The organism is Roseiflexus sp. (assembly GCF_057785375.1).
Map to the genome: position 1 here is coordinate 1 of NZ_JBYNRX010000005.1, position 22,141 is coordinate 22,141.

A 22,141-nucleotide genomic window follows, 5' to 3' on the forward strand; every position below is an offset into this window, starting at 1 on the left:
GCGCGTCACGATTCAGTTGTGAAGGTGCCCGCGACGGGCGACAAAAAACCAGGCGGTCGCGCCTGCTGGTCTGACCGGCCTGGCGACAGCGGCAACGGCTCCTCTGTCGCGTCCTCGGTTGTCGCTATCGCTTCACGTCGCTCGTCTCTCCAGAGACGTGTTGTTCCGTACAGAAGAGTATACTACGCAGACTTGCATTTGTCAAGCCCGTTTCTCTTCTGTTTTATCTCTGAGCGTCGCCGCCATGTGGCGTTTCTCGTAGCATGGGATACTATAGCACGACATTAAGAGCATGTCAAGTCCCGTTCCGTTTTGCACGTTAGAGAACGGTATGGTACGATGATGCCGAAAAGAGACGCACAGTGATAACGCGCTGGTGATCGCGAGCCTTCGAGATGGCCGGCGCCCCCGGCGGCAGACAGTATGTCCAATGCATATGGAGAGTCGTCAACCGGCGGTGTGCCGCGGATTCTGTTCGCCATCTCTGACACCGGCGGCGGTCATCGCTCAGGAGCACAGGCGATCGCCGCTGCGATCGAACAACGCGTTGGTCATGCGGTCGAGACGTATATCATCGACATCTTTACTCATACCGGCGTGCCGGTTGTGCGGGATGCGCCGGTGGTCTACGATAAACTTTCGACGCGCTGGTTGTCGCTCTACGATACACTCTATCGCCTGACCGACGGTCGGCGACGTATCGATGCGTTGACGAAGGTTGTCTATTTCGCGGCGCATCGCAATATTTTGCGCGTGCTGGAAGCGGTTCGCCCGACGCTGGTGGTGTCGGTGCATCCGTTGCTCAACCGTCTGATCGGCAATGCACGCCGCACCTACCGCCTTTCGTTTCGTTTCATTACTGTTGTGACCGATCTGGTGAGCCTGCATGCATCATGGGCCGATCCGGATGCAGAACTATGCATCGTTCCTACTAACGAAGCCTATGAGCGGATGCTTCGCCTGGGTATGCCGGAGAGTAAACTGGTGCGCACCGGTTTCCCAGTCCATCCCAAATTCGCTGCGTACCATCAGTCTCGCGATGCCGCACAGTCGAGCCTCGGTCTTGCGCCGGAGTTGTTTACCGTGCTGGTGACAAGCGGCGGGGTTGGCTCTGGTAATATCGAGCAGCTGGTGCGCAACATTCACACGGCGTATCCGCAGTTGCAGTTGCTGGTTGTCACCGGACGCAACACGGCGTTGCGCGAGCGCCTCGAGCAGAGCGGTTTCGGTCCGAATGTGCATATCTTCGGCTTCGTGACAAATATGGAAAAGTTGATGGCCGCCAGCGACATCGTGATCTCGAAGGCGGGTCCCGGCACACTGATGGAGACGCTGGTGATGCGTCGCCCGGTTATCGTGACACAGGCGGTTGGCATGCAGGAGCGCGGCAATATCGATTTCGTGCTGAACCATGAGTTGGGGTTGTTCTGCCCGACCATCGATCGAATCGTGCCGGTACTGGCGGAGTTGATGGAACCCTCCACCTATGCGGCGGTCACAGCGCGTCTGGTTGATGCGGTTCCTCGCGATGGCGCGACGCAGATCGCATCGATTCTGCTGGAGCAATTGCACCTAGCGCCACCGGTTCGTCGCCGTCGTCGCCTGCGTCTGCCGTCGGTGCGCCTGCCGCGCCCGCGTGCGATTGTGCGGCGATGGCGCCTGCCACGCCTCAGAGGATTGGTGCGCTGGAGACGATCGTCGTCGGGCAGGCGGGTGTAGAACTGAGGCGCGAGGTGAGAGGTGAGAGGTGAGAGGTGAGAGGTGAGAGGTGAGAGGTGAGAGGTGAGAGGCAAGAGGTGAGAGGTGAGAGGTGAGAGGTGAGAGGTGAGAGGTGAGAGGTGAGAGGCAAGAGGCGAGAGGCAAGAGGCAAGAGGCAAGAGGCGAGAGGTGAGAGGCGAGAGGCAAGAGGCAAGAGGCAAGAGGCGAGAGGTGAGAGGCGAGAGGCAAGAGGCGAGAGGCGAGAGACACGTCCATTGCAGGCTGAAGGTTGCAGGTGGGAAGGTGAAAACGTTGCGTGTTGAACGTTGAACGTTGAACGCAGGAAGGTGGCATGCAGGGGCGCGCCGGCAGAGCGCCCGCGCATGGCGGTGCGCCCCTGCATATGTAGCGCTTTGAATGTTGAAAGTTGCAGGCGGAAAAGTGGATTGTGCGATCCGTCCTTTGTGTGTCTTTGTGTTCTTTGTGGATAACCGCAGCGCAGCGGGCGGCGGCAAGGGCCAAAACCTAATCCCTAATCCCTGCTGAACGATAGTCGTTGGAAGACGTATGACCGAAGGCGCACCCAGACCATGGTGGATTGCAGGATCAATAGCCATCACAGCTCTTTTGTGCCTGTGGTGTGGGTTATTTGCTGGCATCAGCGGTTGGATCGCCGGACGCGACATTGGTCGGCGTGAGGTGCGCCTCGAACTGAGCGCAACTGCGGCGCTGCAACCAGTTCTACCCGATCTCGGCGTGCTGGTGACGCGCCTTGATCGCAGCGGTCCGGCGGCGCGCGCAGGAGTGACACGCGGTGATGTCATTGTGGCGATTGAAGGGGTGTACGTCCAGGATGCACGTGATCTGCGCAACGAGCTCCTGCGCTACCGCGCAGGTGACACGATTCGTCTGACCATTCTCCGCGACCAGGGCGAGCAGGCGCTGAGTGTGGCGCTCGGCGCCTTCCCTGGCAATCCGCGGTTGCCGTATCTTGGCGTGTACTACACCGCTCGCGGTGAAGAGCCGGCTGATCTGTGATGCATCGTTCTATGTCTGGCGAGGAAAGTGGAAGCGGAACGGCAACGTCGCCTTTCTCGCGACGGATTGTACTGCTGCTTGCGTCGCTTGCTGGTCTCTGCTGGGCGGGGACGCTGGCGATGCTGATATGGGGATTCGTTGATCGCCAGCAACCATATGATGCGCCAGAACGCATGGTATATTATATAATGGTTATTGCCGCTGCTCTGCTGACGTTTGCACCAGTAGAACGCCAGTTTTGTCTGACAGGTCTGGCGCTCGAGGGCGTAGCTGGAACGACGTTGCTCCTGTACATACTGGCATTCGTTCCACCGCCAACCGGGTGGTTGCTGTCGTTGCCAGAGGCGCCGGTGTATGCGGTGATGGCGCTCGCGGCCTTCTGGTTCTTTTCGTCGCTGGCGATGCCGCTGCTCTATGCAGCGGGGCAACGTCTCTTCCGGCAGCGTGCGCGTCGCTATGATCGCCGCCGCGCGCGACGCCAGGCATACGAGATTGGCTTGCTGGCCGCGTTGATCATTGTTCTGGCGGGACTGAGGACGCTCACGCCGGTTGCGGTTGTCCTGGTTGCATTGATCATCGGAGTTGCTGAATTGTTGTTTCTGTCGTTTGTCGAGCCTGAATCATGATCCAGATTGCTATCATCGGCGTTGGATTGATCGGCGCTTCCCTCGGCATGGCGCTGCGTTCCGCGAATGAGCGTGAGTCACCGTTGGGCGCCATCACGGTCATCGGTTTCGATACGGATGCGCGTGCACTTTCCGAGGCGCGCGGTCGCCTGGCCATTGATCGCGAGGCGCGCACGCTGGCTGATGCCGTGCGTGACGCGCATCTGGTCATCGTTGCGGTTCCAGTGCAGGCGATCCGTACCGTATTCGCCGATCTCGCGCCGCTGTTGCCGTCTGGAGCGACGGTGACCGATGTAGCAAGCACCAAGACGCAGGTCCTTGCATGGGCGCGCGAGATCCTGCCCGCCACTGTCGATTTTATTGGCGGGCACCCGATGGCGGGAAGCGAGAAGTCCGGTCCTGCCGCCGCCTCGCCGGATCTGTTCCGCAACGCCATTTATTGCCTCTCGCCACGTGAGCAGACTCGTGAGACTGCCATGCGTCTCGTTGAGGCAATGGTTGAACAGATCGGCGCCAAACTCTACTATATCGATCCGGTCGAGCATGATGCGTATGTGGCGGGCGTCTCGCATCTGCCGTTCATGCTCTCAACGGCGCTCATGGACATTGTGAGTCGCAGCCCCGGCTGGCGCGAGATGGCGCCGCTGGCGGCAACCGGCTTTCGCGACGTGACCCGGCTGGCGTCGGGCAGCGCTGAAATGCACCACGACATCTGCCTGACCAACCGCGAGGCGCTGGCGCGCTGGCTCGACGAAATGTCGCAGCGCCTGGCGGAATTGCGCGATCAGGTCGCCGCCGGCGATGGCGAGGCGCTGCTGGCGTGGTTTCGCCAGGCGCAGGAGGCGCGTGAACAGTGGCTGGCAGAACGCCCCAATATGCGCCCCGGCGAGCAAGAGTTCAACGAGATGATCGATATGGCTTATGAACGACCGGGACTCTTCGGGCGCTGGGGTTCCGGTTCACGTCAGCGCAAACAACCGTAAATGAGGTTCCCATGGATTGTCCAATCCGCGTACTGATTGCAAAACCAGGTCTCGATGGGCACGACCGGGGCGCGAAAGTCATCGCTCGCGCATTGCGTGATGCGGGTATGGAAGTGATCTATACCGGCATTCAGCAGACGCCGCAGATGATCGTTGAGGCGGCGCTGCAGGAAGATGTCGATGTGATCGGTCTGTCAATCCTTTCCGGCGCTCATATGACCCTGCTGCCGCGTCTGATGGAATTGCTGCGCGACCACGGGATGCACGATGTACTGGTGGTGGCAGGCGGCATCATTTCCGACGATGATGCCCGGATATTGAAAGAACAGCACGGCATTGCCGAAGTGTATGGACCCGGCGCTCCGACCCATGAGATCGTGCGTTTCATTCAGGAACGATGCGAGACGAGGACCTGACCGCGTGGATCTGGCCCAGGCATTGTTGGACGGCAATCGGCGCGCCCTGGCGCAGGCGCTAACCCTGGTTGAAACTGGCGGCCCGCAGGCGCGCTCCCTCCTGAGCGCCCTCTTTGCGCAGACCGGTCGCGCGCACATTATTGGCGTGACCGGCGCTCCCGGCGCCGGTAAATCGACGCTGGTCGCCGCGCTCGCGGCGTACTGGCGACGCGCCGGCCGCACGGTAGGCATTATTGCGGTCGATCCCACCTCACCATTTACACGTGGCGCCATTCTGGGTGATCGCATCCGCATGCAAACGCTCAGCGGCGATCCTGGCGTGTTCATTCGCAGCATGGCAAGTCGCGGGCGGTTAGGCGGCATCGCCCGTGCAACTGGCGATGCCGTGGCGCTGCTCGATGCCGCCAATTTCGATGTGGTGCTGGTCGAGACGGTCGGCGCCGGTCAAGGCGAGGTCGAGATTGCCGCTGCTGCTCATACCACGATTGTGATCGAGACTCCCGGCGCCGGAGATGATATTCAGGCGATCAAAGCCGGCATTCTCGAAATCGCCGATCTGCTGGTCGTCAACAAAGCCGACCGCGACGGCGCTGAACAAACGGTTCGCCAGTTGTGCGCCATGTTGAGTCTGGCCGATCCGCCGGCTGACGGCTGGACGCCGCCGGTGCTGACCGCTGTGGCAATACGCGGTGAAGGCATTGAAGCGATTGCGACCGCAGCGGAGCGGCATCTGGACTATCTGCGCAATAGTGGACGCTTCACGGGGTGCGAACAGGAACGCGCCGCTCATGAACTGCGCTTGATCCTCCAGGAGACGGTGCTTGAGCGGGTGCGCGCGCGAGTGTCACCTTCCGAATGGGAAGCGTTGATCGCTCAGATCGTTGCGCGCACGCTCGATCCGTATGCCGCTGCGGATCACCTGCTCGAGCGGGGGCTATCACATTCGGGTGAATAAAATCAGTACCCATGGGGAATGCCATTCCCGCTGCCGGCGTGGTATAACCAACACTGGCATTGGTGAGACGCCATTGACGCATCGTTGTTTCAGGAAGAGGTCTGCATGGAATATCACGCCGCCTTCGATTACATCCGCGATCTCCTGAACCTGCCGGAAGTTGTCGAAACCCGCCATCACATGCATCACAGTATTCCCAAACACGATCATCTGACCCGTTCAGTACGACATGCGTACTATCTGAGCCAGTTGCTGCGCGCCGACACGCGGACCTGTGTGCGCGCCGCCCTGCTTCACGACATCAACTCGCGCGCAGGCACATTGACGACGCATGGGTATATTGCAGCACGCTGGGCTGCCGCAAAAGGCGAGGACCCGGCCGTCTGTGCGGCGATCGAGAGTCATATGTATCCGCTTGGTCCCACGCCGACTTCGCGCGAGGCATGGGTGCTGGCGCTGGCGGATAAAGCCGCGTCGCTGGGGGATATCAAGCAGTTTCTGGCGGGATTGATCGACGGGCGCAGTCTGGAAGAGCGTCGTCGTCTGAAAGAAACCGATCCCTACTATCGTCATCGATCACGGCGACGGCTGTTCCGACGATGGCGCACACGGTATACACCATAGCCCTGTCACACGACTGTCGCAATGGCTTCTCCCAGGCGCTGCGCCGCTTCGACGAGTTGATGCGGCGCATACAGGCTGAATGCCAACCGCAAGGTGTTGCGGTGCGGTGCGTCGAGATAAAAACGTGATCCGGGAAGGTACGAGACGCCTGTCTGTTCGGCATGCGGCAGCAACTCCCCGGCATCGACCCCTTCCGGCAATTCCACCCACTGAAAGAACCCGCCGTCCGGCACGGCAAAGCGACACTCCGGCGGCAGGTGTTCGCGCAGCCCACCAGCCAATGCATCACGTCGGGCGCGGTATGTGGAGCGTAAGTGCGCAATCGTCGCATCGAAATCGCCGGACTCACAGACCTCAGCCACAGTCAACGCGACAAACGGATTGAGGCCGCCGCCGCTATCGAGCAATCCGCTGCCGATCAGACGTTGCGCCAGTGACGAGTCAGCGGTCAGATATCCCAGCCGCAAGCCAGGCGCCAGCGATTTGGAGAAGGACCCGATGCGCGCAACCGTGCCCGGCGGCGCTATGCTCCACACTGATGGCGGCGCCGGATCGTCGTAACTCAGTTCGCGGTAGACATCGTCCTCGACCAGCAGTATGCCATGCCTGGCAGCGATCATTGCCAGCGCTCTGCGACGTTCGAGACTCAGACAGACACCGGTGGGATTATGGTGCGTAGGCACGAAATAGAGCAGACGCGCCCGCTGACCGCGCCGCGCCATGCGCGCCAGCAGCATCTCCAATGCATCGACATCGATGCCGCCAGCATCGGATGGAACCGCGACTAAGTTCAGCGGATGATCGCGCAGGATGCGCACCGCCAGATGGTACGTCGGCGACTCGACGAGCGCCGTGTCGCCGGGGGACGTGCAGATCGTGCAGAGGAGATCGAGCGCGTGTGATGCGCCGGCGGTAATCACAACATCGGTTGGGTCAGGCGCGCGCGCATCGGTATGCGCAAGGCGCGCGCAGATCCACGCGATCAGAGGTCCGGGTCCACGTTCGGCGCCATACGCCAGGGCGTCGGCGCCGTAGCGCGCGAGCACGGCTGCTGTGGCGCGTTGCAGCGCCGCCACCGGCAGCACGGCGGGATCAGGATGCCCCCAACCAAGATCGAGAATGCCGGGGCGGTGAACAATTTGAACAATAGGGAACATCGGAGTCTGGCGCCTCGGTTGAACCTATGAGTCCACTGCACAAAGGCTTAACCACCAGGGATCCGAAGCGCACGAAGGGGAAGAAACATAAAGCGCATGTCCTTTGTGTCCCTTTGTGACCTTCGTGGTTTCGTGGTTACCGCTTTTTGCAGTGAAGTCACCTATGTATTCTGCTCCAGGCTTGTGGCAATGCGTTCGATCAGTTGGTCGTGGGTAAACGGCTTGTGGAGCACGGGCAGTCCGGTGCGCTGAAGAAAGACGCTACTCCGTTCACCCATGGTATCACCCGCCAGAATGAGCCAGCGCAGGGATGGTTTAAGCGCCCGCAGCCGTTCATACAGTTCAACGCCGTCCAGTCCGGGCATCTGGAGGTCGGTGATCACCAGCGCATAATTCCAGACGAGTGCGCGCGCCAGCGCCTCCTCGCCACGAGAGACGGCATCGACGCGGCATTCGAGGCGTTCCAGCGCGCGCTGTGCCATCGTGCGCACCAGATCATCATCTTCAACGAGCAGAATAGAGAGGTTGCGCGGTATGGCCGCCGACGGCGTTCTTTCTTCCTGCGGATTCCCATGAGCCTGTCGCAGGCGCACCCTGAAGATGGTTCCGACACCCTGACTGCTCTCGACCCATACCTCACCGTGATGTTGCTGGACAATGCTGTACACGACGGCAAGTCCCATCCCCATGCCCTGCCCGACATCGCGGGTGGTAAAGAATGGCTCGAAGACGCGCGACAGGTGTTCCGGCGCGATCCCTGGTCCGGTATCCTCAATCGCCAGGACAACGCTTTCTGCGTCCGCCCTGGCGCTGAAGCGGAGACGACGCGGCTCGCCGGGCCGACGGAGTGCAAGCGCCTGAATCGCGTTCAGCGCGATATTGAACACCACCTGCTCGATCTGATGCAATTCGCCGAGCACGTTTGGCGCATCAGGAGGCAGATCGACCGTCACAGCGATATTCTCGGCGGCGATCGCGGCGGAGAGGCGCTGCAATGTTTCAGCGACAACCAGAGACAGATCGAGCGGAGCGAGTTCCAGCGTGCGAGGCTGGCCAAACGCGCGTAGTTGATGCACAATCGCGGCGGCGCGCCTGGCGGCGCGTTCGATCTGTTCGAGGTCGGTGCGCACAGCAGGCGGAATATCCTCGCCAAGTTGCAGTTGCGACAGCCCAAGAATAACTGCCAGCGGATTGTTCAACTCATGCGCAGCGCCGGCAACCAGACGACCGAGCGCCGCCAGTTTCTCGTGCTGACGCACCTGAGCCTCCAGTCGCCGCAGTTCGGTCACATCCTTGATGACGACCAGCACCTCGTTGTAATCGGGGATCAGATCGAACGAAACCAGCGCCATAAAACGGCTGTCATCGGCGCGCAGCAGATCCATCTCGACGCGTTGCGACTCGCCCTGCCGCACCTGAAGCCAGGCGCGCGTCAGCGTAGTACGATGATCGGAGGGGACGATGCGCAGCAACGATTGACCGGCGAGTTCGTGACGCTGGTACCCAAGCGCGGTCAACGGCTCCTGGTTCAGCGGCTGCATCGACATGTCGGGCCGGCAGACGATCAGCACATCGGGGGCATTCTGGATGATGGCGTCGAGATACGCGCGCATCGCCTCCGCTTCACGATAGAGGCGCGCGTTCATCAGCGACGTTTCACGCATCTCCTGGTTGGTCTGCGCATTGCGGATCGCCTGCACCAGTTGCGTTGCGATTGCTTCCATCAGTTCCATATCGCGCATCTCAAATGGACGCTGCGTGCTGAGACATTCGAGCAACCCGATGACCACACCGTCAATCAGCAATGGGGTGATCAAAAGATAGACAACATTGTCCGGCAACCGTTGCAGCGCCGGTTCATCGGGCGTCTGAATGCGTAGCGCCTCAACGTTGACCACACGGGACGCGCCGTTTGTCAACGCCTCACGCTCTTCGGCGAAGAGATGGCTGAGCCATTGATCGCAGTTCTCGATTGTAGCCGGCGACATGTCACTGCAATACTTCAAGCGTAGATGACCATCGGCGTCGTGCAGAACGATGGCGGCAGCGCGAAGATTCAGCGCCTGCACGATAATGTCGAGCGTTGCCCGCAGAATGTTCTCAAGATCGGTCGTGCGATTGATTGCCTGACTGACGCGCAGCAAGGTGGTCAGCTCCAGGTGCAGTTGTTGCATTTCCTGTTCGGCAGCGCGGCGCGCAGTGACATCGCAACAGATCAGATCAATTTCGGTCACCGCCGGGTCGATCCGGACCACCTGTGCAGTTGTTTCGAGGAGGAGTGGTTGCCCCTGAACACCGATCATCTCGAAGGTCCATGGAGGAGACGACTGGCGGAAGGCGCCGGTTTCCTGAAGATGTCGCCGGACCTGATCTTCACAGGCAGGGGTTACGAGGCTCCAGAACGACATGCCGGGGGCGGCGCCGACCCGCATGGCGGCGGCGTGATTACAGCGCAGAATCGTGCCATCCTGCGCCAGACCGAATATCAACTCTTCCGCCTGCTCAAACAACGGACGATGATACGTCGTATAGAACGATGTCTGGTGTATTTGCGCTCCGGACACAACGGCTGTGACCAGTTCGGCGCAACGGCGGATGATGAGATGATCATCGTCATTTCGTTCAGGCGCCTGGCGCCATCCGACACTGAGCACACCGATAATGCTTTCGTGATGGCGCAACGGTTGATTCAGCGCCGCCTTCAGTCGATGTGACTCCCAGAAGGGACGGTACATTTCCGCTTCCGCTGCGAGATCGGTGAAAAACATGGTCGAACCCGTGCGAAAGGTGCGCCCGAGCAGGCTGCTGAACACCGGCAGCGTCCTGCCGCAGAGGTGTTCCGCGACGCCGGTTGCCGTTACACACACAAGCAGGCCGGGATCGCCGGCGGGAAGATAAATGCTGGCGTGATCGGCATCGAGCATGATCTGCGTTCGGCGACAGAGTTCGCGCAGCGCGTCATCGACAGTCCGATGCGATACCATTGCCTGTGCTGCCTCCCAAAGGGCATCGAGACGCCGCTGATGACGTGTTCTCTCCTCGCGTTCGATGATCTGCGCCAGCAGCGACGCGATCAGTGCAGCAATTGCGCCGATCAGCATCATCTGGTCCGGTGAAACGCTGCTGCCCCACAGATGCAGCATGTGTTGCCGATGTCCGCTTCCCGGCAGTAACAACGCCACGTGCCCGCGCGCTCCCGCTGCGCGCGCGATCTGATTGATCGGGGCAGGGGAGATGGACTCAAGAAACAGTGGGGACGTCGGCTGAAGCGCCGGGTCCAGAGCGCCTGCATCGAGGACGATGCGCTCGAATGGCGGCGGTGCATACCGGAGAACAGGCGATGAGCCATCGTTCTTCCAGGCAATGACCGAAAGGCTGACGCCTGACGGAAGGAGGTGTGCACTCACCTGATCGCACGCTTCGCGGAGCGATGCTGCGCTGTGGAGTTGGTGCAGGCGCTGCTGAAGGGTGGTCATCAGCCGGTGCAGCACCGCCTGGCGTGACGGTTCGTACACCGTGACCGACACCCATCCAGTGTCGTCGATCACAATCGGCAATGCTTCGATTTCGGCAGGTGAAGGTTCGAGCCGTTGGAATACCCATGGAGCGCCAGAAGTGCGCTCATATGCACAGATAAGCGTTTGGTGAAAGCGCGCTTGCGTCAATTCATCGATACCGGCGGGCAGGATGGCAGACGCAGGCGCGTCAGCCTGGAGACCGAGGAGGCGACGCGCCGCCGGGCTGATCGCTGCGATCATGCCCGAAGAGTCGATCAGAATGGCAGACCACGGCGATTCATTTACCAGACTGCATAAAAAAGATCGCCTGGACGCCGCTTCTTTGTCTGCCGCTTGTGGTGCGGCAACTGCTGCCATAGTTCACCCAGGAAGAGCGGAAGCCGCTTTAGCGCATGCCTGATGGTTCAATGGCGCTGCGAGGATGCTTAATCCTGACAGTAAGGCATTGTAACACAGGAATGCAATGTCAAAACGGTCATATGTGCATCGGGTGACGCTCGACACGATCACTGCTCGTGGAGTACAATATCGCCGATGCTGTACATTGTCGCCACCCCCATCGGCAATCTGAACGATATCTCGCTGCGGGCGCTGGACACGCTGCGCCTGGCGGACGTGATTGCGTGTGAAGACACCCGCAAGAGCGGCATTTTGCTTCAACACTACGATATTCGCAAACCGCTGGTTTCTTTTCATGAACACAACGAACGCGAGGCGGGCGAACGTCTGATGGGACTGTTGCGCCAGGGAAAGACGGTGGCGCTGATCAGCGACGCCGGCACCCCCGGCATCGCCGATCCGGGGTTCACGTTGGTGCGCAGCGCCATTGCCAAAGGCATTGATGTGACCATGATCCCCGGTCCAGCAGCGCTCATCATGGCGCTCGTCCTTTCCGGGCTACCACTCCACAGTTTCACGTTTCGCGGCTTTCCGCCGCGCAAGCCCGGTCCGCGCCGGCGTTTTCTCGAGGTGGATCGCGACTCGCCCCATACGCTCATCTTTTATGAAAGTCCCTACCGCATCGTGGCGCTCGTTCAAGATGCGCTGGCGATCTACGGTGATCGACCGGCTGCGCTGGCAAATGATCTGACCAAGAAGTTCGAGCATGTCGAACGTGGAACTCTGTCGCACCTGCTGACGCACCTGGCATCGGCGCGAGTCCAGGGTGAATATGTGCTGGTGATCGCCGGCGCATCCACACGCGCAGCGCGCGACGATGACGATGTAGACGTCGGATAGCGATCATGCTACACTGCACATCATCCGTCTTCTGAGTCGTTGCGGAGGCGTGTATGAAATCAGTATTCCGGCATCTGTTTGCGCTTGCCGGGTTCGTGTTCGTCGGAATGGCGTCTGGCAGTTGCGCCAACCCGTTTGCCGGGCGACCGTCGCCGACCAGTGACGTATCGATTATGGCGGTCGTAACGGCGTATCCGGCGCCGGTCACCGTTGCGCCGCCGACTGTATCGCTTCCTGCCACCGTTGCACCCACCGTCCCGCCGCCGCCTGCCACACGCCCCACGCTGGCGCCCGGCGCCGAGTCGCTGGTCGGTCCAGAATGGACGATTGCCTACAGCGGCGATCTGAATGCCGATGGACGGGCAGATGTTGTGGCGTACAAACCGGCAAGCGTCACACCCGGTCCCACCTTCGGCCGTCCTGGCTACACCGGCTACATCGGCAGCGTCAGTGAAGCGGTGATTGTGCAGGCGGACGCTGCCGGGCGACCGCAGACGCTGGTCAGCATGGGTCGCTCCGGGGTAACTATCGGTCAGCGAATGGCGGTCGGTTTCCCGCCATCGAATGATGCCAGGAACAATCCGGTTGCGATCATGCTCCTCATCGAAACAACCCAGCCGCCGGTAGTGGCAGTGCTGCCGATCAACCGCAGCGGCGAGCCATACACTCAGGCGGCGGGAGTGCGCTGGAACCGCAGCCGGGCGGCATATGAACTGATCACCGGCGGAAAGTAAGAGTATGTCTGAAAACTCGCTTCAAGAAATGGGTGGGCGAAGGCAGTGCCTTCGCCCACCTATTTCACTTTTTCAACCGCACTCGAAAACTCATCCCTGCATCAATTCGCGATGCAGTGCGCGCACAACGCTGCTCATCTCCTCTTCCGGGACGATGAACGAGAGATGGTGCGAGGCGTTGCCATAGACCATCGCCAGCACTGTGGCCGACACACGCGCCAGCGCTGCCAGGGCGCGCGGCGCCAGGTGCGCACTCCCCGGCGCACTGAGCACTGCCACCAGCGCCACCGGCGATCGCAGGCTGAGCGTGCGAAGCGCGCCGTTTTCTCGTTCTGGCAACAGACACGTCTCAATACGCTCGTATGCGTACTCAACATCAGCCGTGCGCACCGCCAGGAGCAGGCTTCGTTCGCTGAAACTTTGGGCAAAGGTCAGCACCTCAATCCCGCAGTTCGTCAATTCGGCGAGCACCCGCGCCGCCAGTTCCGGCGCCCAGCCGAGTTCCGCCGCAGCCAGTGGACTCATATTGATCTCGATCAGGCTGATGGATGGAGCGGAAATGATCGTCCGCGCCGTGTCGGACGACACGCGCGGCTCAGCGACCACCCACGTGCCCGGCATGTCGGGCTGCGCCAGATTGCGGATGTGCAGCGGAATACGACGATGAGCCAGGGGCGTGAGGGTATGCGGATGGAGCACCTCTGCGCCCAGGGTGGCGATCTCGGCGGCCTCGATGTACGACAGTTCCGGCAATGTGCGCGCTTCGGGCACAATCTTCGGGTCCGCCGTCAGAATGCCGGCCACATCCGTCCAGATAACCACCTCATCGGCATCGAGAGCTGCCGCGATCAGAGTCGCCGAGTAATCGCCGCCGCCGCGCCCCAGGGTCGTGATGATATTCTGGCGCGTAGCGCCGATGTAGCCGGTCACGACCGGGACAATACGCGATTGGGTAAGCGGCAGCAGGCGCGTCCGGGCGCGCGCAGCGGTTTCGTCCGGCAGCGGACGGGCATGACCAAAATGATCGTCGGTCACAATCAACTCGGCGCCATCGATCAATTGGGCTGCAACGCCGGCGCGTCGGAGCGCCACTGCCAGCAGCAAGCCAATGAAGCGTTCGCCAATAGCGGCGACGGCGTCGCTGCTGCGCGGCGAATGTTCGCCAAGCGTCGCCAGCGCGCGCACAATTCGGTCGAACGATTTGAGCAGGTCCGCCCAGGACTGATAGAGCGTCTCACGTTCCCAGTCATCGGTCACCAAACGTTCGGCAAGCAAGCGATGGCGCTGCCACAACTCGTGGCGCGCCTGTTTGGCGGTGGAGAGGTTGCCGCGCGCTGCCGCCCGCACCGCGCCGATCAACAGGTCGGTGACCGCCGGAAGCGCGGTGCAGACAACGACGAGCGCCTGCCCCTCATCAATCGCGTGGCGAACGATGCGCACCAGATCATTAATCCGGCTGGCATCGCTCACCGCCACTGCACCGAATTTCATTACCACCATAGGCGCATTCATGTCTGGTTGCTCGCGTCTGACGGGGGTAATGGCGGGCGTGGCAGCAAGCCCGCGCGTTCCACGACCAGCGGAATGGCTTTGGTCCATCCGACCGACATGACATGCACGCCGCGCACCCCTTCGATAGCGAGCAATTCGCGGGTCAGTTCGGCGGCGATGGCGATCCCCTCTTCTTCGGGAAGATGGGCGCGCTCCATCCGCTCGATGACCCATTCGGGCACGCGGGAGCCGGGCAGATGATCGCGTAGGAACCGCGCCGACTGCGCCGACTTGACGACCATGATGCCCGCAAGAATGTACGCCTGCTGATGCAGGCCAGCGGCGCGCACATCCGCCATCCACTGTCGGAAGCGATCAAGATCGAAGAGGATCTGCGTCTGGATGAACTCAGCGCCGAACTGAACCTTACGTTCGAGACGGGCGACGCGCTCGATATTTGGGTTGGCGACGCCGCCAAGGAAAAAAAGGGGCGGTTCGGTCAGCGCGACGCCGGATTGAAATTTTCCCTCATCGCGCATGGTGCGCAGCATTTTGAGCAACTGGAACGAGTTGAGGTCCAGCACACTCTTGGCATCGGGATGATCGCCAATCTTCGGGTGATCGCCGGTCATCGCCAGGAAGTTGGTGATACCGCACGCTGCGCCGCTCAGAACGTCCGCCTGCAATGCGATCCGGTTGCGATGCTGGCATGTCATCTGCACGATCGGCTCCAGTCCCAATTGACGGACGATAATCCCGGCGCCGAGCGCCGACATGCGCCCCAGGCCGCGTTGGTTATCCGTCAGGTTAATCGCATCAACAGCATCATGCAGACCGAGCGCCAGTCGTTCGACGGCAGCGCGGGATGCGCCGCGCGGCGGCGCGATCTCGCCGGTCACGACGATCTGCCCTGCCTGTAATCGTCGCTGGAATTGACTGTAGCTTTTCATGGTTATTATTGTAACAAATGTTCAATCGTGAGCGGCGCGCCGGGCAACCAGCACCGTGCGCGGGCAGCGATCCAGCAGATCGCCGGTCAAATCTTCGAGCAACACGCGATCCAGCGGACCGGCGGCGTGATGGGTTCCAACCGCGAGGATGTCGTAATCTCCCTCATGCAATTCTGCCAGAATTTCGTCCAGCACCAGACCGAAACGCACCCGTGTCGCAACCATGACGCCGCGTTCACGCAGCCAGGCGGCGGACTGACGCAGCGTGTTCGCTTCTGGCGTTTCACCTGCCAGGAACGTCGCCTCATCGGCAGCCAGCGGCGCCAGTGGTTCGAACACGACCGGTTGCTGCGAGACGACGTGCAGCAGGGTGACGGATGCCTGCAATGGCGTTGCCAGCAGCGCCACATATCGAGCAGTGGCAAACGTATGCTGATCGCCGCCGCTGGCAAGCAGCAAGCGCCGTATGGAGCGCGCCGGCCCGCTGACGCGCAACACCGCCGTGCGCAACTGGCGCGTCAATGCGTCGCTGCGCCGCAGAGGCAGCAAGCGTTCCAGCGGACGCTGAAAGCGACCGAAGATCACCAGATCATACATCGTTTCGCCGGCGACTGTCAGAATCGCTTCGTGCGGCGTGCCTTCCACCACCCGGCGCTTGATGACCACATCAGGCGGAAGCCCCAATCGCGCCACCGCGTCGTCGAGCAGTTCTGCATTGCGGATGCCGCCGCCCGTCACCAGGGTAATTGACGTCGCAACCTGCCCGGCGAACTGAGCGGCGACGGCAAGCGCTTCATCGCGCCAGGAACCAGGACCGGCATAGATCAGCAGGTTCATAGTTCAGAAGATGAGCAAGACGACCGGCACGACGAACATCACTGCCAGAAAGATTGCCAGGGTCGTTCGGTTGCGCACAATGGCGTCTTGCAGACGCAGGATTGATCGCTGAAACGTCTGATAGAAAAACAACAGCACGATCAGTGACAGAAGCGCTACGCTGACCATTTCCACCAGCACAATGGTAAACGCTGCGGCACCGCCGACGATCAGCGCAGCCACCAGCGTATCGATGAACGTTGTGATGTTCGCTCCCATGATATATGGCAATGTATTCTCGCGTCGCACCAGGCCGCGCACCGACAGCGGCACCAGGATCGAAAGCGAGACCGACACCGACATCGTAACCGATGTCACCGCCATGCCGAGCGCAAACATGACCATCGGGCGATACACCAACCGGCCAATGCGACTGAACGCATTCGACTCCGGATCCACTTGCGGCAATGCGCGGTCGAGCAGGGCGAAGGCCGTCAACAGCGCCACAATGCCTGCACCAAACTGCGCCCATCCCGGAACGCCCAGCGCATCGATTGCCGCCAGCACCGGTTCATACAACCAGTCGAAGACCGACTTTAGCGGTGCATCAGCATCAGCCTGAATTGTTTGCACCAGTCCCGATGTCAATGCCCAGACGCCAAGCGCCATTGCCGGCAGATAAATCGCAGCAGTGGTGATGAGCGCCTGCACGCCGATGGCAATACTTGCCGCACGTCGGTGCCCACGAAGATAGTACAGAAACCCGACCCCCAGCACAATCAGCGACGCCCCCAGACGTGACCCTGTGATCATGGTAAACGTTTGCAGCGCATCGAGGGTTCCGGCAGCAAAGAATGTGACCGCGATCGCCGCCACTGGCGAGCCGCTGAGAAACATGTACGCCAGCAACCAGCCGAAGCCGAGCGCGCTAACCGGACTCGTCACATTGAAGAAGGAGATCATCGCTTGTCCGTATTCGCGCGCCCCTTCTTTGAGCAGATCGAGCGCCAGCACAAAGAGCAAGACGCCCGCCATTGCCGACGTAATCCGCAGCATCCAGCCGGGAATCAACAACATGCTGCGCACCTCGTCGGGCGTCTCTGTCACTGTGCCGACTTTGACTATATCATCGTCGTTCATGACCCGCTGCGCCATACTGCGCCCTCGTCGGTCATAACCAGCGTTACGTCGCCTTGCATCTCAAGGTGGCCGAGGTGCGCCGCCACCGCCGAGACAAAAATGGCATACTGCGGCAATCCAGTAATCGTCAGACCCAGCGCCCGCTGCACCCGACGCGCCACAGCCGGCGTGTCGCCGGGTTCGGCAAGTGCGTCGCGTACTGCGTGCATGGCGCGCTCGATGGCGTGCCGGTTCACCTGGAGGGTCGCGGACAGATCACTGCGCTGCGTCAACCTGCCATGACCGGGCAGGAAAAACCGCTCGTCGCGCGCCGCCAATCGCTCCAGTGATGCCATCTGCGCAGCGACATCGTGCGCATATGGAATACCGTGCTTCGCCAGCACCTCAGGTCCAAAAAATCCGTCCGCCGCAAAGCAGACGCCATCGAACGCCACGCCGATCTGTCCCAGACTATGCCCCGGCAACGCTATGATTTCCAGCGTCACTCCGGCAATTTTCACTGTGTTGCCATCGATGAGATGATCAACCGGCACGCCTTTTGCCATGAGCCATTTGGTGCGAAGCGCAGCCGGCGGGCTTGCGCCGAGCGCCAGGTAGATCGGTTCGAGCAGCGGATTCTCGATCAGGGGCGCCTCGATACGTGGCGCATACACGGACACACCGGGAAGGTTGCGCACCAGATAATCGTTTCCGCCAATATGGTCGGCATGATGATGAGTACTGACGATTGCCCGCAGGTGAAGCCCCGCCTCATCGAGCGCTCGCCGCAACAAGCGACCAGTATCCTTGTCGAGACCGGTATCAATGGCAATCGCGCCGCCATCACCGGTCAGAACAACGCCCAGATTATTGGCGCCCGGAAGATAGGCGGTATGGGTGGTGATCGAGTGTAATAATGGCATATGATCGGGATTGAGACGTTGCGACGCAACGTCTCAACGTTGGGCGAGGCAGCGCCGCACGTTCACCCCTCCTCCTGGCGTTCTCTTCGTTTTTTGAACTCTTCGACCATTTTTGCGGCTGATTCCTGTCCACGGCGCATTTCACCGGCGCGCGCACCCATCAGCAGCGATGCCACGGCGTAGAGCAGGAGTCCTACGGCAAGGGCGCCCAGGATAATCTGGATAATACCGAACCCGGCGCCGGTCGCCAACGCCAGATTGAGCGCGGCAAGCGCGAGAAACGCTGTCGCCCCCAGGGTATAGGCGCGGCGCGTCATTGGCCGACCAACGGCAGCGCGCGCCTGATATGCCAGAATGCCTGCGAAGATGAGCGCGACGATCAGACGAAGGACCCACTCATTCATGCGTGCTTTTCTCCTCTGGAACGACTGTCTATTCCCATTCCGTCATGCGCGATCTCCTCCTCACACCCGCATCTTCGCATTGATACCCGGTCTTTCGCATGCCCCTTTCACGAACGCACTTTTGCGTGCAGGCGCGCAAGCTCCTCGGTCACGATCGCTTCATCGAGTTTCTGGAACAGCGGCGTCGGCGCCTGGATCGGTTGCCCTGGCGCCAGCACGCTAATCCCCCAGGCGCCAGCGCTGGCGGCATAGTCACCGGTCAGAATGAGACGCGGCGATCCATCCGGCGCTCGCGTTTCTTCGACTTGCGGCTGTGGCGCAATAGTTCCGGTGTAGCCGAGCAGTTCGTGCAACCGCTGGCTGCTGAACGGCAAAAACGGACAGAACAACATCTTGAGCGTATCGACCGTGCGCAGCGCCACGAACAGGACGGTTGCGGCGCGTTCCTGATCGCTCTTGACCAGTTTCCACGGCTCCTGTTCGCTGAGATACTGGTTCGCCGCCTGTGCCAGCGCCATCGCCTCGTTCAACGCCGCGCGCAGTTTCACTCCGTCGAGCAGCGCCGTCACACGCTCGAACGTCTGCTGGGTTGCGGCAATCAACTGACGGTCAGCATCGGTCAGGGCGCCGGGTTGCGGCACAACGCCAAAATTGCGATGGGTGACGCTCAGCACCCGGTTCGCCAGGTTGCCCCACGTCGCCACCAATTCACTGTTGACCCGCTGGACGAAATCCGCCCAGCTCCAGTTGCTATCGCGCGTCTCCGGTCCATTGGCGATCAGGTAGTAGCGAATGGCGTCGGGTTGATACCGATCCTCAATCTCCGGCGCCCACAGCGCCCAGTTGCGACTCGTGCTCATCTTGTCGCCTTCGAGATTGAGGAACTCATTGGCCGGCACGTCATACGGCAGCGCCAGATTGCCATAGCCGATCAGCATCGCGGGCCAGATGATCGTATGGAAAGGAATATTGTCCTTGCCGATGAAATAGTACGACCGCGCCGGCGCCGATCCATCAGGCAGGCACACCCACCACTCCTTCCAGGCATCAGGTGCGCCGATGCGTTCCGCCCATTCAATCGACGCCGAGAAATAGCCGATCACGGCATCGAACCAGACATAGATGCGCTTGTCTTTGAACGTCGGGTCATCAACCGGCACCGGCACGCCCCACTCCAGGTCACGGGTGATGGCGCGCCCGCGCAACCCCTCACGCAGCCAGTTCTGGGTAAAGAGTAGCGTATTCGCGCGCCAATAACTCCGGTCAACACTCTCGATCCAGGCGCGCAGTGGTGGTTCGAGTTTCGCCAGATCGAGAAAGAAATGCTCCGTTTCGCGGAAGGTGACCGGCGCCCCATCGAGCACCGACTGCGGCGCAATGAGGTCCTGCGGGTCGTGCAGATGCCCGCAACTGTCGCACTGATCGCCGCGCGCGCGCGGATACCCGCAGTTCGGGCAGGTTCCCTCAACGAAGCGGTCGGGCAGAAATCGTCCCAGCGTCTCGGAATACGAGCCGACCATGGTGTCCTTGTAGAGGTAGCCATTTTCCAGCAACCGCAGGAACATATCGGTCGTCACCCGATAGTGGTTGTCGGTATAGGTCTGCGTGAACAGGTCGAACGAAATGCCGAGCGCCTGGAACGTTTTGAGGAAAGTGGGATGGTAGCGCCGAATGACGTCCTGCGGCGAGATGCCCTCACGTTCGGCGGCAATCGTGATCGGCGTGCCATGGCAATCGGAACCGGAGACCATCAGCGTCCGGTTCCCGCGCAGGCGCTGGTAGCGCGCAAAGACATCGGCAGGCAGGTACGCGCCTGCGATGTGACCGACGTGAAACGGGCCGTTGGCGTAGGGCCAGGCGACTGCAACCAGAATGGCGTCGGGCATAGAGAACCTTTACCTTTCTATGCTCTGTGCAAGGATAGGCGAAATCTGGCGAATATGCAACCCTCAATACAAAAGCCGTGGGCGCTGCTGCTGCCCACGGCCTGCATTCGTCGATACCGATTGGCTTACTCTGGCGACATGCAGACCGCAGGCGACGCCATACGCATCCCCAGAACGCGCATTGCGTCGGTAGTGTGCATGTCTCGCGGAGTATGCATGGGTTTCAACAGGTTACGATGAGCAAATACGTGTAGCAGGAGTATAGCACGTCCGGCAGAGAAGAGTCAATTGATGTAGTGGCAGCGCGTTTGAAGGAATTCGATCCGATCCCTGGTGACGACATACACCAGACGATGCTCTTGCGTGATCCGCCGCGACCATACATCTGCACCCGGACACTTGAGCGATCCCGGCTTGCCAATACCCTGGAAAGGATTGTGCATAACGGCTTCGATCAATGATTTCACTGCAAAAAGCCGTAACCACGAAGGTAACCACGAAGGTCACAAAGGACATGCGCTTCATGGTTCTTCCCCTTCGTGCGCTTCGGGTCCCTGGTGGTGAAGCCTTTGTGCAGCAACCACGAAGGTCACAAAGGAACACAAAGGACATGCGCTTCATGGTTCTTCCCCTTCGTGCGCTTCGGGTCCTTGGTGGTGAAGCCAGTGTGCAGTGGACTCATCAATGTCATACTCATGCGCGGTCAGTCGTACAATTCCGCCGGGGCGATGCGGGCGAAAGCCCGCGCTGAGGACGCAGTTCGACCGCACTCACTGCACGCGGTTCGACCGCGCTCACCGCACGCGGTTCGACCGCGCTCACCGCACGCGGTTCGACCGCGCTCACCGCAAGCGGTTCGACGGCGCTCACCGCACGCAGTTCGACCGCGCTCACCGCAAGCGGTTCGACGGCGCTCACCGCAAGTGAAAGCCTCGCCGGGGCTGCTGATGCCACTGCGCAGTGATGCGCGTCCACGACACTGCTGGTGCGCGTTGACTGTCGCGCCTTGCGCAGCGGGCGCTTGAACGTCTTGTCTGACTGACCGCCACTTGGTGTACCGCCCTTGCACTCGCTATCGCGCACACCACCATTTGCTCAACGTCAATATGAGCGGCGTTCTCTGGTGACAGAGAGGCCACTTTCGGCTCGCAGGAATCGTTCGCCAAGCAGCGCACCCGCCGTGGTTGCACATCACGTAGCGAGGTTTCGGATGGCCTCGGACACGGAGGCGAAAGGGCTTTGTTGTGCATTAGCGTCGGAACTGATAAACTATAGCACTAACCGCGAATAACGCGGTTGGTATCCTGAGAGCCTGTTATGTACTTCGGAGATAAACGTGGTATGCTTTCAGCATGACACGCACACCCTATCCAAGCGATGTGAGCGACGCGGAGCGCTGAGCCGGTCGAAGCGAGGCTACGGCGAACATTCGATCAACGACAATCCTTGAGGCTGCCTATGATCGCAATTGAAAAGGCCCGCGACCTGCTGGCCGCTCACGACTTCATCGAGTTCGCCCTTCTGTTCGGTTCCTTTGCGCGGGGGAAGCCGAAACCGTGGAGCG

At 60.8% G+C, this 22,141-nt stretch carries 20 protein-coding genes; 9 read left to right on the top strand and 11 right to left on the bottom strand.

Translation table 11 applies throughout. From position 1 onward, the window contains the following. Nucleotides 1-423: 423 nt before the first annotated feature. The 7 genes from AC3EA7_RS00805 (at nt 424) to AC3EA7_RS00835 (ending at nt 6,340) form a co-directional block, all read left to right on the top strand. Nucleotides 424-1,719 (top strand): MGDG synthase family glycosyltransferase, encoded by a 1,296-nt coding sequence (locus AC3EA7_RS00805; protein ID WP_488612121.1) that lies wholly within the window; start codon nt 424-426, stop codon nt 1,717-1,719. 546 nt (nt 1,720-2,265) lie between these two features. Further along, nucleotides 2,266-2,736, top strand: a complete 471-nt coding sequence (locus tag AC3EA7_RS00810) for a PDZ domain-containing protein (protein ID WP_488612122.1) — start codon at nt 2,266-2,268, stop codon at nt 2,734-2,736. A gap of 11 nt (nt 2,737-2,747) precedes the next feature. Then, entirely contained in the window at nt 2,748-3,362 is a 615-nt protein-coding gene (locus AC3EA7_RS00815; RefSeq protein ID WP_488612123.1) for a hypothetical protein, read from the top strand. Beyond that, nucleotides 3,359-4,345, top strand: a complete 987-nt coding sequence (locus AC3EA7_RS00820) for a prephenate dehydrogenase (protein WP_488612124.1) — start codon at nt 3,359-3,361, stop codon at nt 4,343-4,345. The genes AC3EA7_RS00815 and AC3EA7_RS00820 overlap by 4 nt, the downstream gene beginning before the upstream one ends. 11 nt (nt 4,346-4,356) lie before the next feature. Beyond that, nucleotides 4,357-4,761 carry a cobalamin B12-binding domain-containing protein gene (locus AC3EA7_RS00825; protein WP_488612125.1) on the top strand — a complete coding sequence of 135 codons (405 nt, stop codon included), beginning with the start codon at nt 4,357-4,359 and terminating at the stop codon, nt 4,759-4,761. A gap of 4 nt (nt 4,762-4,765) precedes the next feature. After that, nucleotides 4,766-5,716 (top strand): methylmalonyl Co-A mutase-associated GTPase MeaB, encoded by a 951-nt coding sequence (gene meaB / locus AC3EA7_RS00830; protein ID WP_488612126.1) that lies wholly within the window; start codon nt 4,766-4,768, stop codon nt 5,714-5,716. 105 nt (nt 5,717-5,821) lie between these two features. After that, nucleotides 5,822-6,340 (top strand): HD domain-containing protein, encoded by a 519-nt coding sequence (locus AC3EA7_RS00835; RefSeq protein ID WP_488612127.1) that lies wholly within the window; start codon nt 5,822-5,824, stop codon nt 6,338-6,340. 5 nt (nt 6,341-6,345) lie between these two features. On the opposite strand, the gene AC3EA7_RS00840 is transcribed toward AC3EA7_RS00835, so the two are convergent. Together AC3EA7_RS00840 and AC3EA7_RS00845 are read right to left on the bottom strand one after the other, a co-directional pair. Continuing rightward, on the bottom strand, nt 6,346-7,497 hold the full coding sequence (locus AC3EA7_RS00840) for an aminotransferase-like domain-containing protein (protein WP_488612128.1): 1,152 nt from the start codon (nt 7,495-7,497) through the stop codon (nt 6,346-6,348). Nucleotides 7,498-7,658: 161 nt separating this feature from the next. After that, nucleotides 7,659-11,372 carry an ATP-binding protein gene (locus AC3EA7_RS00845; protein WP_488612129.1) on the bottom strand — a complete coding sequence of 1,238 codons (3,714 nt, stop codon included), beginning with the start codon at nt 11,370-11,372 and terminating at the stop codon, nt 7,659-7,661. 177 nt (nt 11,373-11,549) lie between these two features. Here AC3EA7_RS00845 and rsmI point away from each other — a divergent pair, with 177 nt between their 5' ends. Both rsmI and AC3EA7_RS00855 read left to right on the top strand, forming a co-directional pair. Next, on the top strand, nt 11,550-12,254 hold the full coding sequence (gene rsmI / locus AC3EA7_RS00850; RefSeq protein ID WP_488612130.1) for a 16S rRNA (cytidine(1402)-2'-O)-methyltransferase: 705 nt from the start codon (nt 11,550-11,552) through the stop codon (nt 12,252-12,254). 53 nt (nt 12,255-12,307) lie between these two features. Further along, nucleotides 12,308-12,988, top strand: coding sequence for a hypothetical protein (locus tag AC3EA7_RS00855; protein ID WP_488612131.1), 681 nt, complete (start codon nt 12,308-12,310; stop codon nt 12,986-12,988). Between the two features lie 90 nt (nt 12,989-13,078). Here AC3EA7_RS00855 and AC3EA7_RS00860 read toward each other — a convergent pair whose 3' ends face one another. The 9 genes from AC3EA7_RS00860 to AC3EA7_RS00900 form a co-directional block, all read right to left on the bottom strand. Continuing rightward, a complete protein-coding gene (locus AC3EA7_RS00860; protein WP_488612132.1) occupies nt 13,079-14,488 on the bottom strand; it encodes an aspartate kinase in 1,410 nt (469 codons plus the stop codon). 8 nt (nt 14,489-14,496) lie between these two features. Continuing rightward, nucleotides 14,497-15,429 carry a methylenetetrahydrofolate reductase gene (locus AC3EA7_RS00865; RefSeq protein ID WP_488612133.1) on the bottom strand — a complete coding sequence of 311 codons (933 nt, stop codon included), beginning with the start codon at nt 15,427-15,429 and terminating at the stop codon, nt 14,497-14,499. A 21-nt stretch (nt 15,430-15,450) separates the two neighbouring features. After that, a complete protein-coding gene (locus AC3EA7_RS00870; RefSeq protein ID WP_488612134.1) occupies nt 15,451-16,266 on the bottom strand; it encodes a universal stress protein in 816 nt (271 codons plus the stop codon). A 3-nt stretch (nt 16,267-16,269) separates the two neighbouring features. Then, entirely contained in the window at nt 16,270-17,385 is a 1,116-nt protein-coding gene (locus AC3EA7_RS00875; protein WP_488612135.1) for a hypothetical protein, read from the bottom strand. Beyond that, a complete protein-coding gene (locus AC3EA7_RS00880) occupies nt 17,382-18,287 on the bottom strand; it encodes an MBL fold metallo-hydrolase (RefSeq protein ID WP_488612136.1) in 906 nt (301 codons plus the stop codon). The genes AC3EA7_RS00875 and AC3EA7_RS00880 overlap by 4 nt, the downstream gene beginning before the upstream one ends. A gap of 62 nt (nt 18,288-18,349) precedes the next feature. Next, nucleotides 18,350-18,691, bottom strand: coding sequence for a hypothetical protein (locus AC3EA7_RS00885; protein ID WP_488612137.1), 342 nt, complete (start codon nt 18,689-18,691; stop codon nt 18,350-18,352). Between the two features lie 107 nt (nt 18,692-18,798). Next, nucleotides 18,799-20,577 carry a methionine--tRNA ligase gene (gene metG, locus AC3EA7_RS00890; RefSeq protein ID WP_488612138.1) on the bottom strand — a complete coding sequence of 593 codons (1,779 nt, stop codon included), beginning with the start codon at nt 20,575-20,577 and terminating at the stop codon, nt 18,799-18,801. Nucleotides 20,578-20,861: 284 nt separating this feature from the next. Further along, the gene (locus AC3EA7_RS00895) at nt 20,862-21,044 is read right to left on the bottom strand and encodes a Txe/YoeB family addiction module toxin (RefSeq protein ID WP_488612139.1); all 183 of its coding nucleotides are present in this window, start codon (nt 21,042-21,044) and stop codon (nt 20,862-20,864) included. Between the two features lie 226 nt (nt 21,045-21,270). Then, nucleotides 21,271-21,495: a hypothetical protein gene (locus tag AC3EA7_RS00900; protein WP_488612140.1), complete on the bottom strand. Its 225-nt coding sequence runs from the start codon at nt 21,493-21,495 to the stop codon at nt 21,271-21,273. Nucleotides 21,496-22,141: the final 646 nt, after the last annotated feature.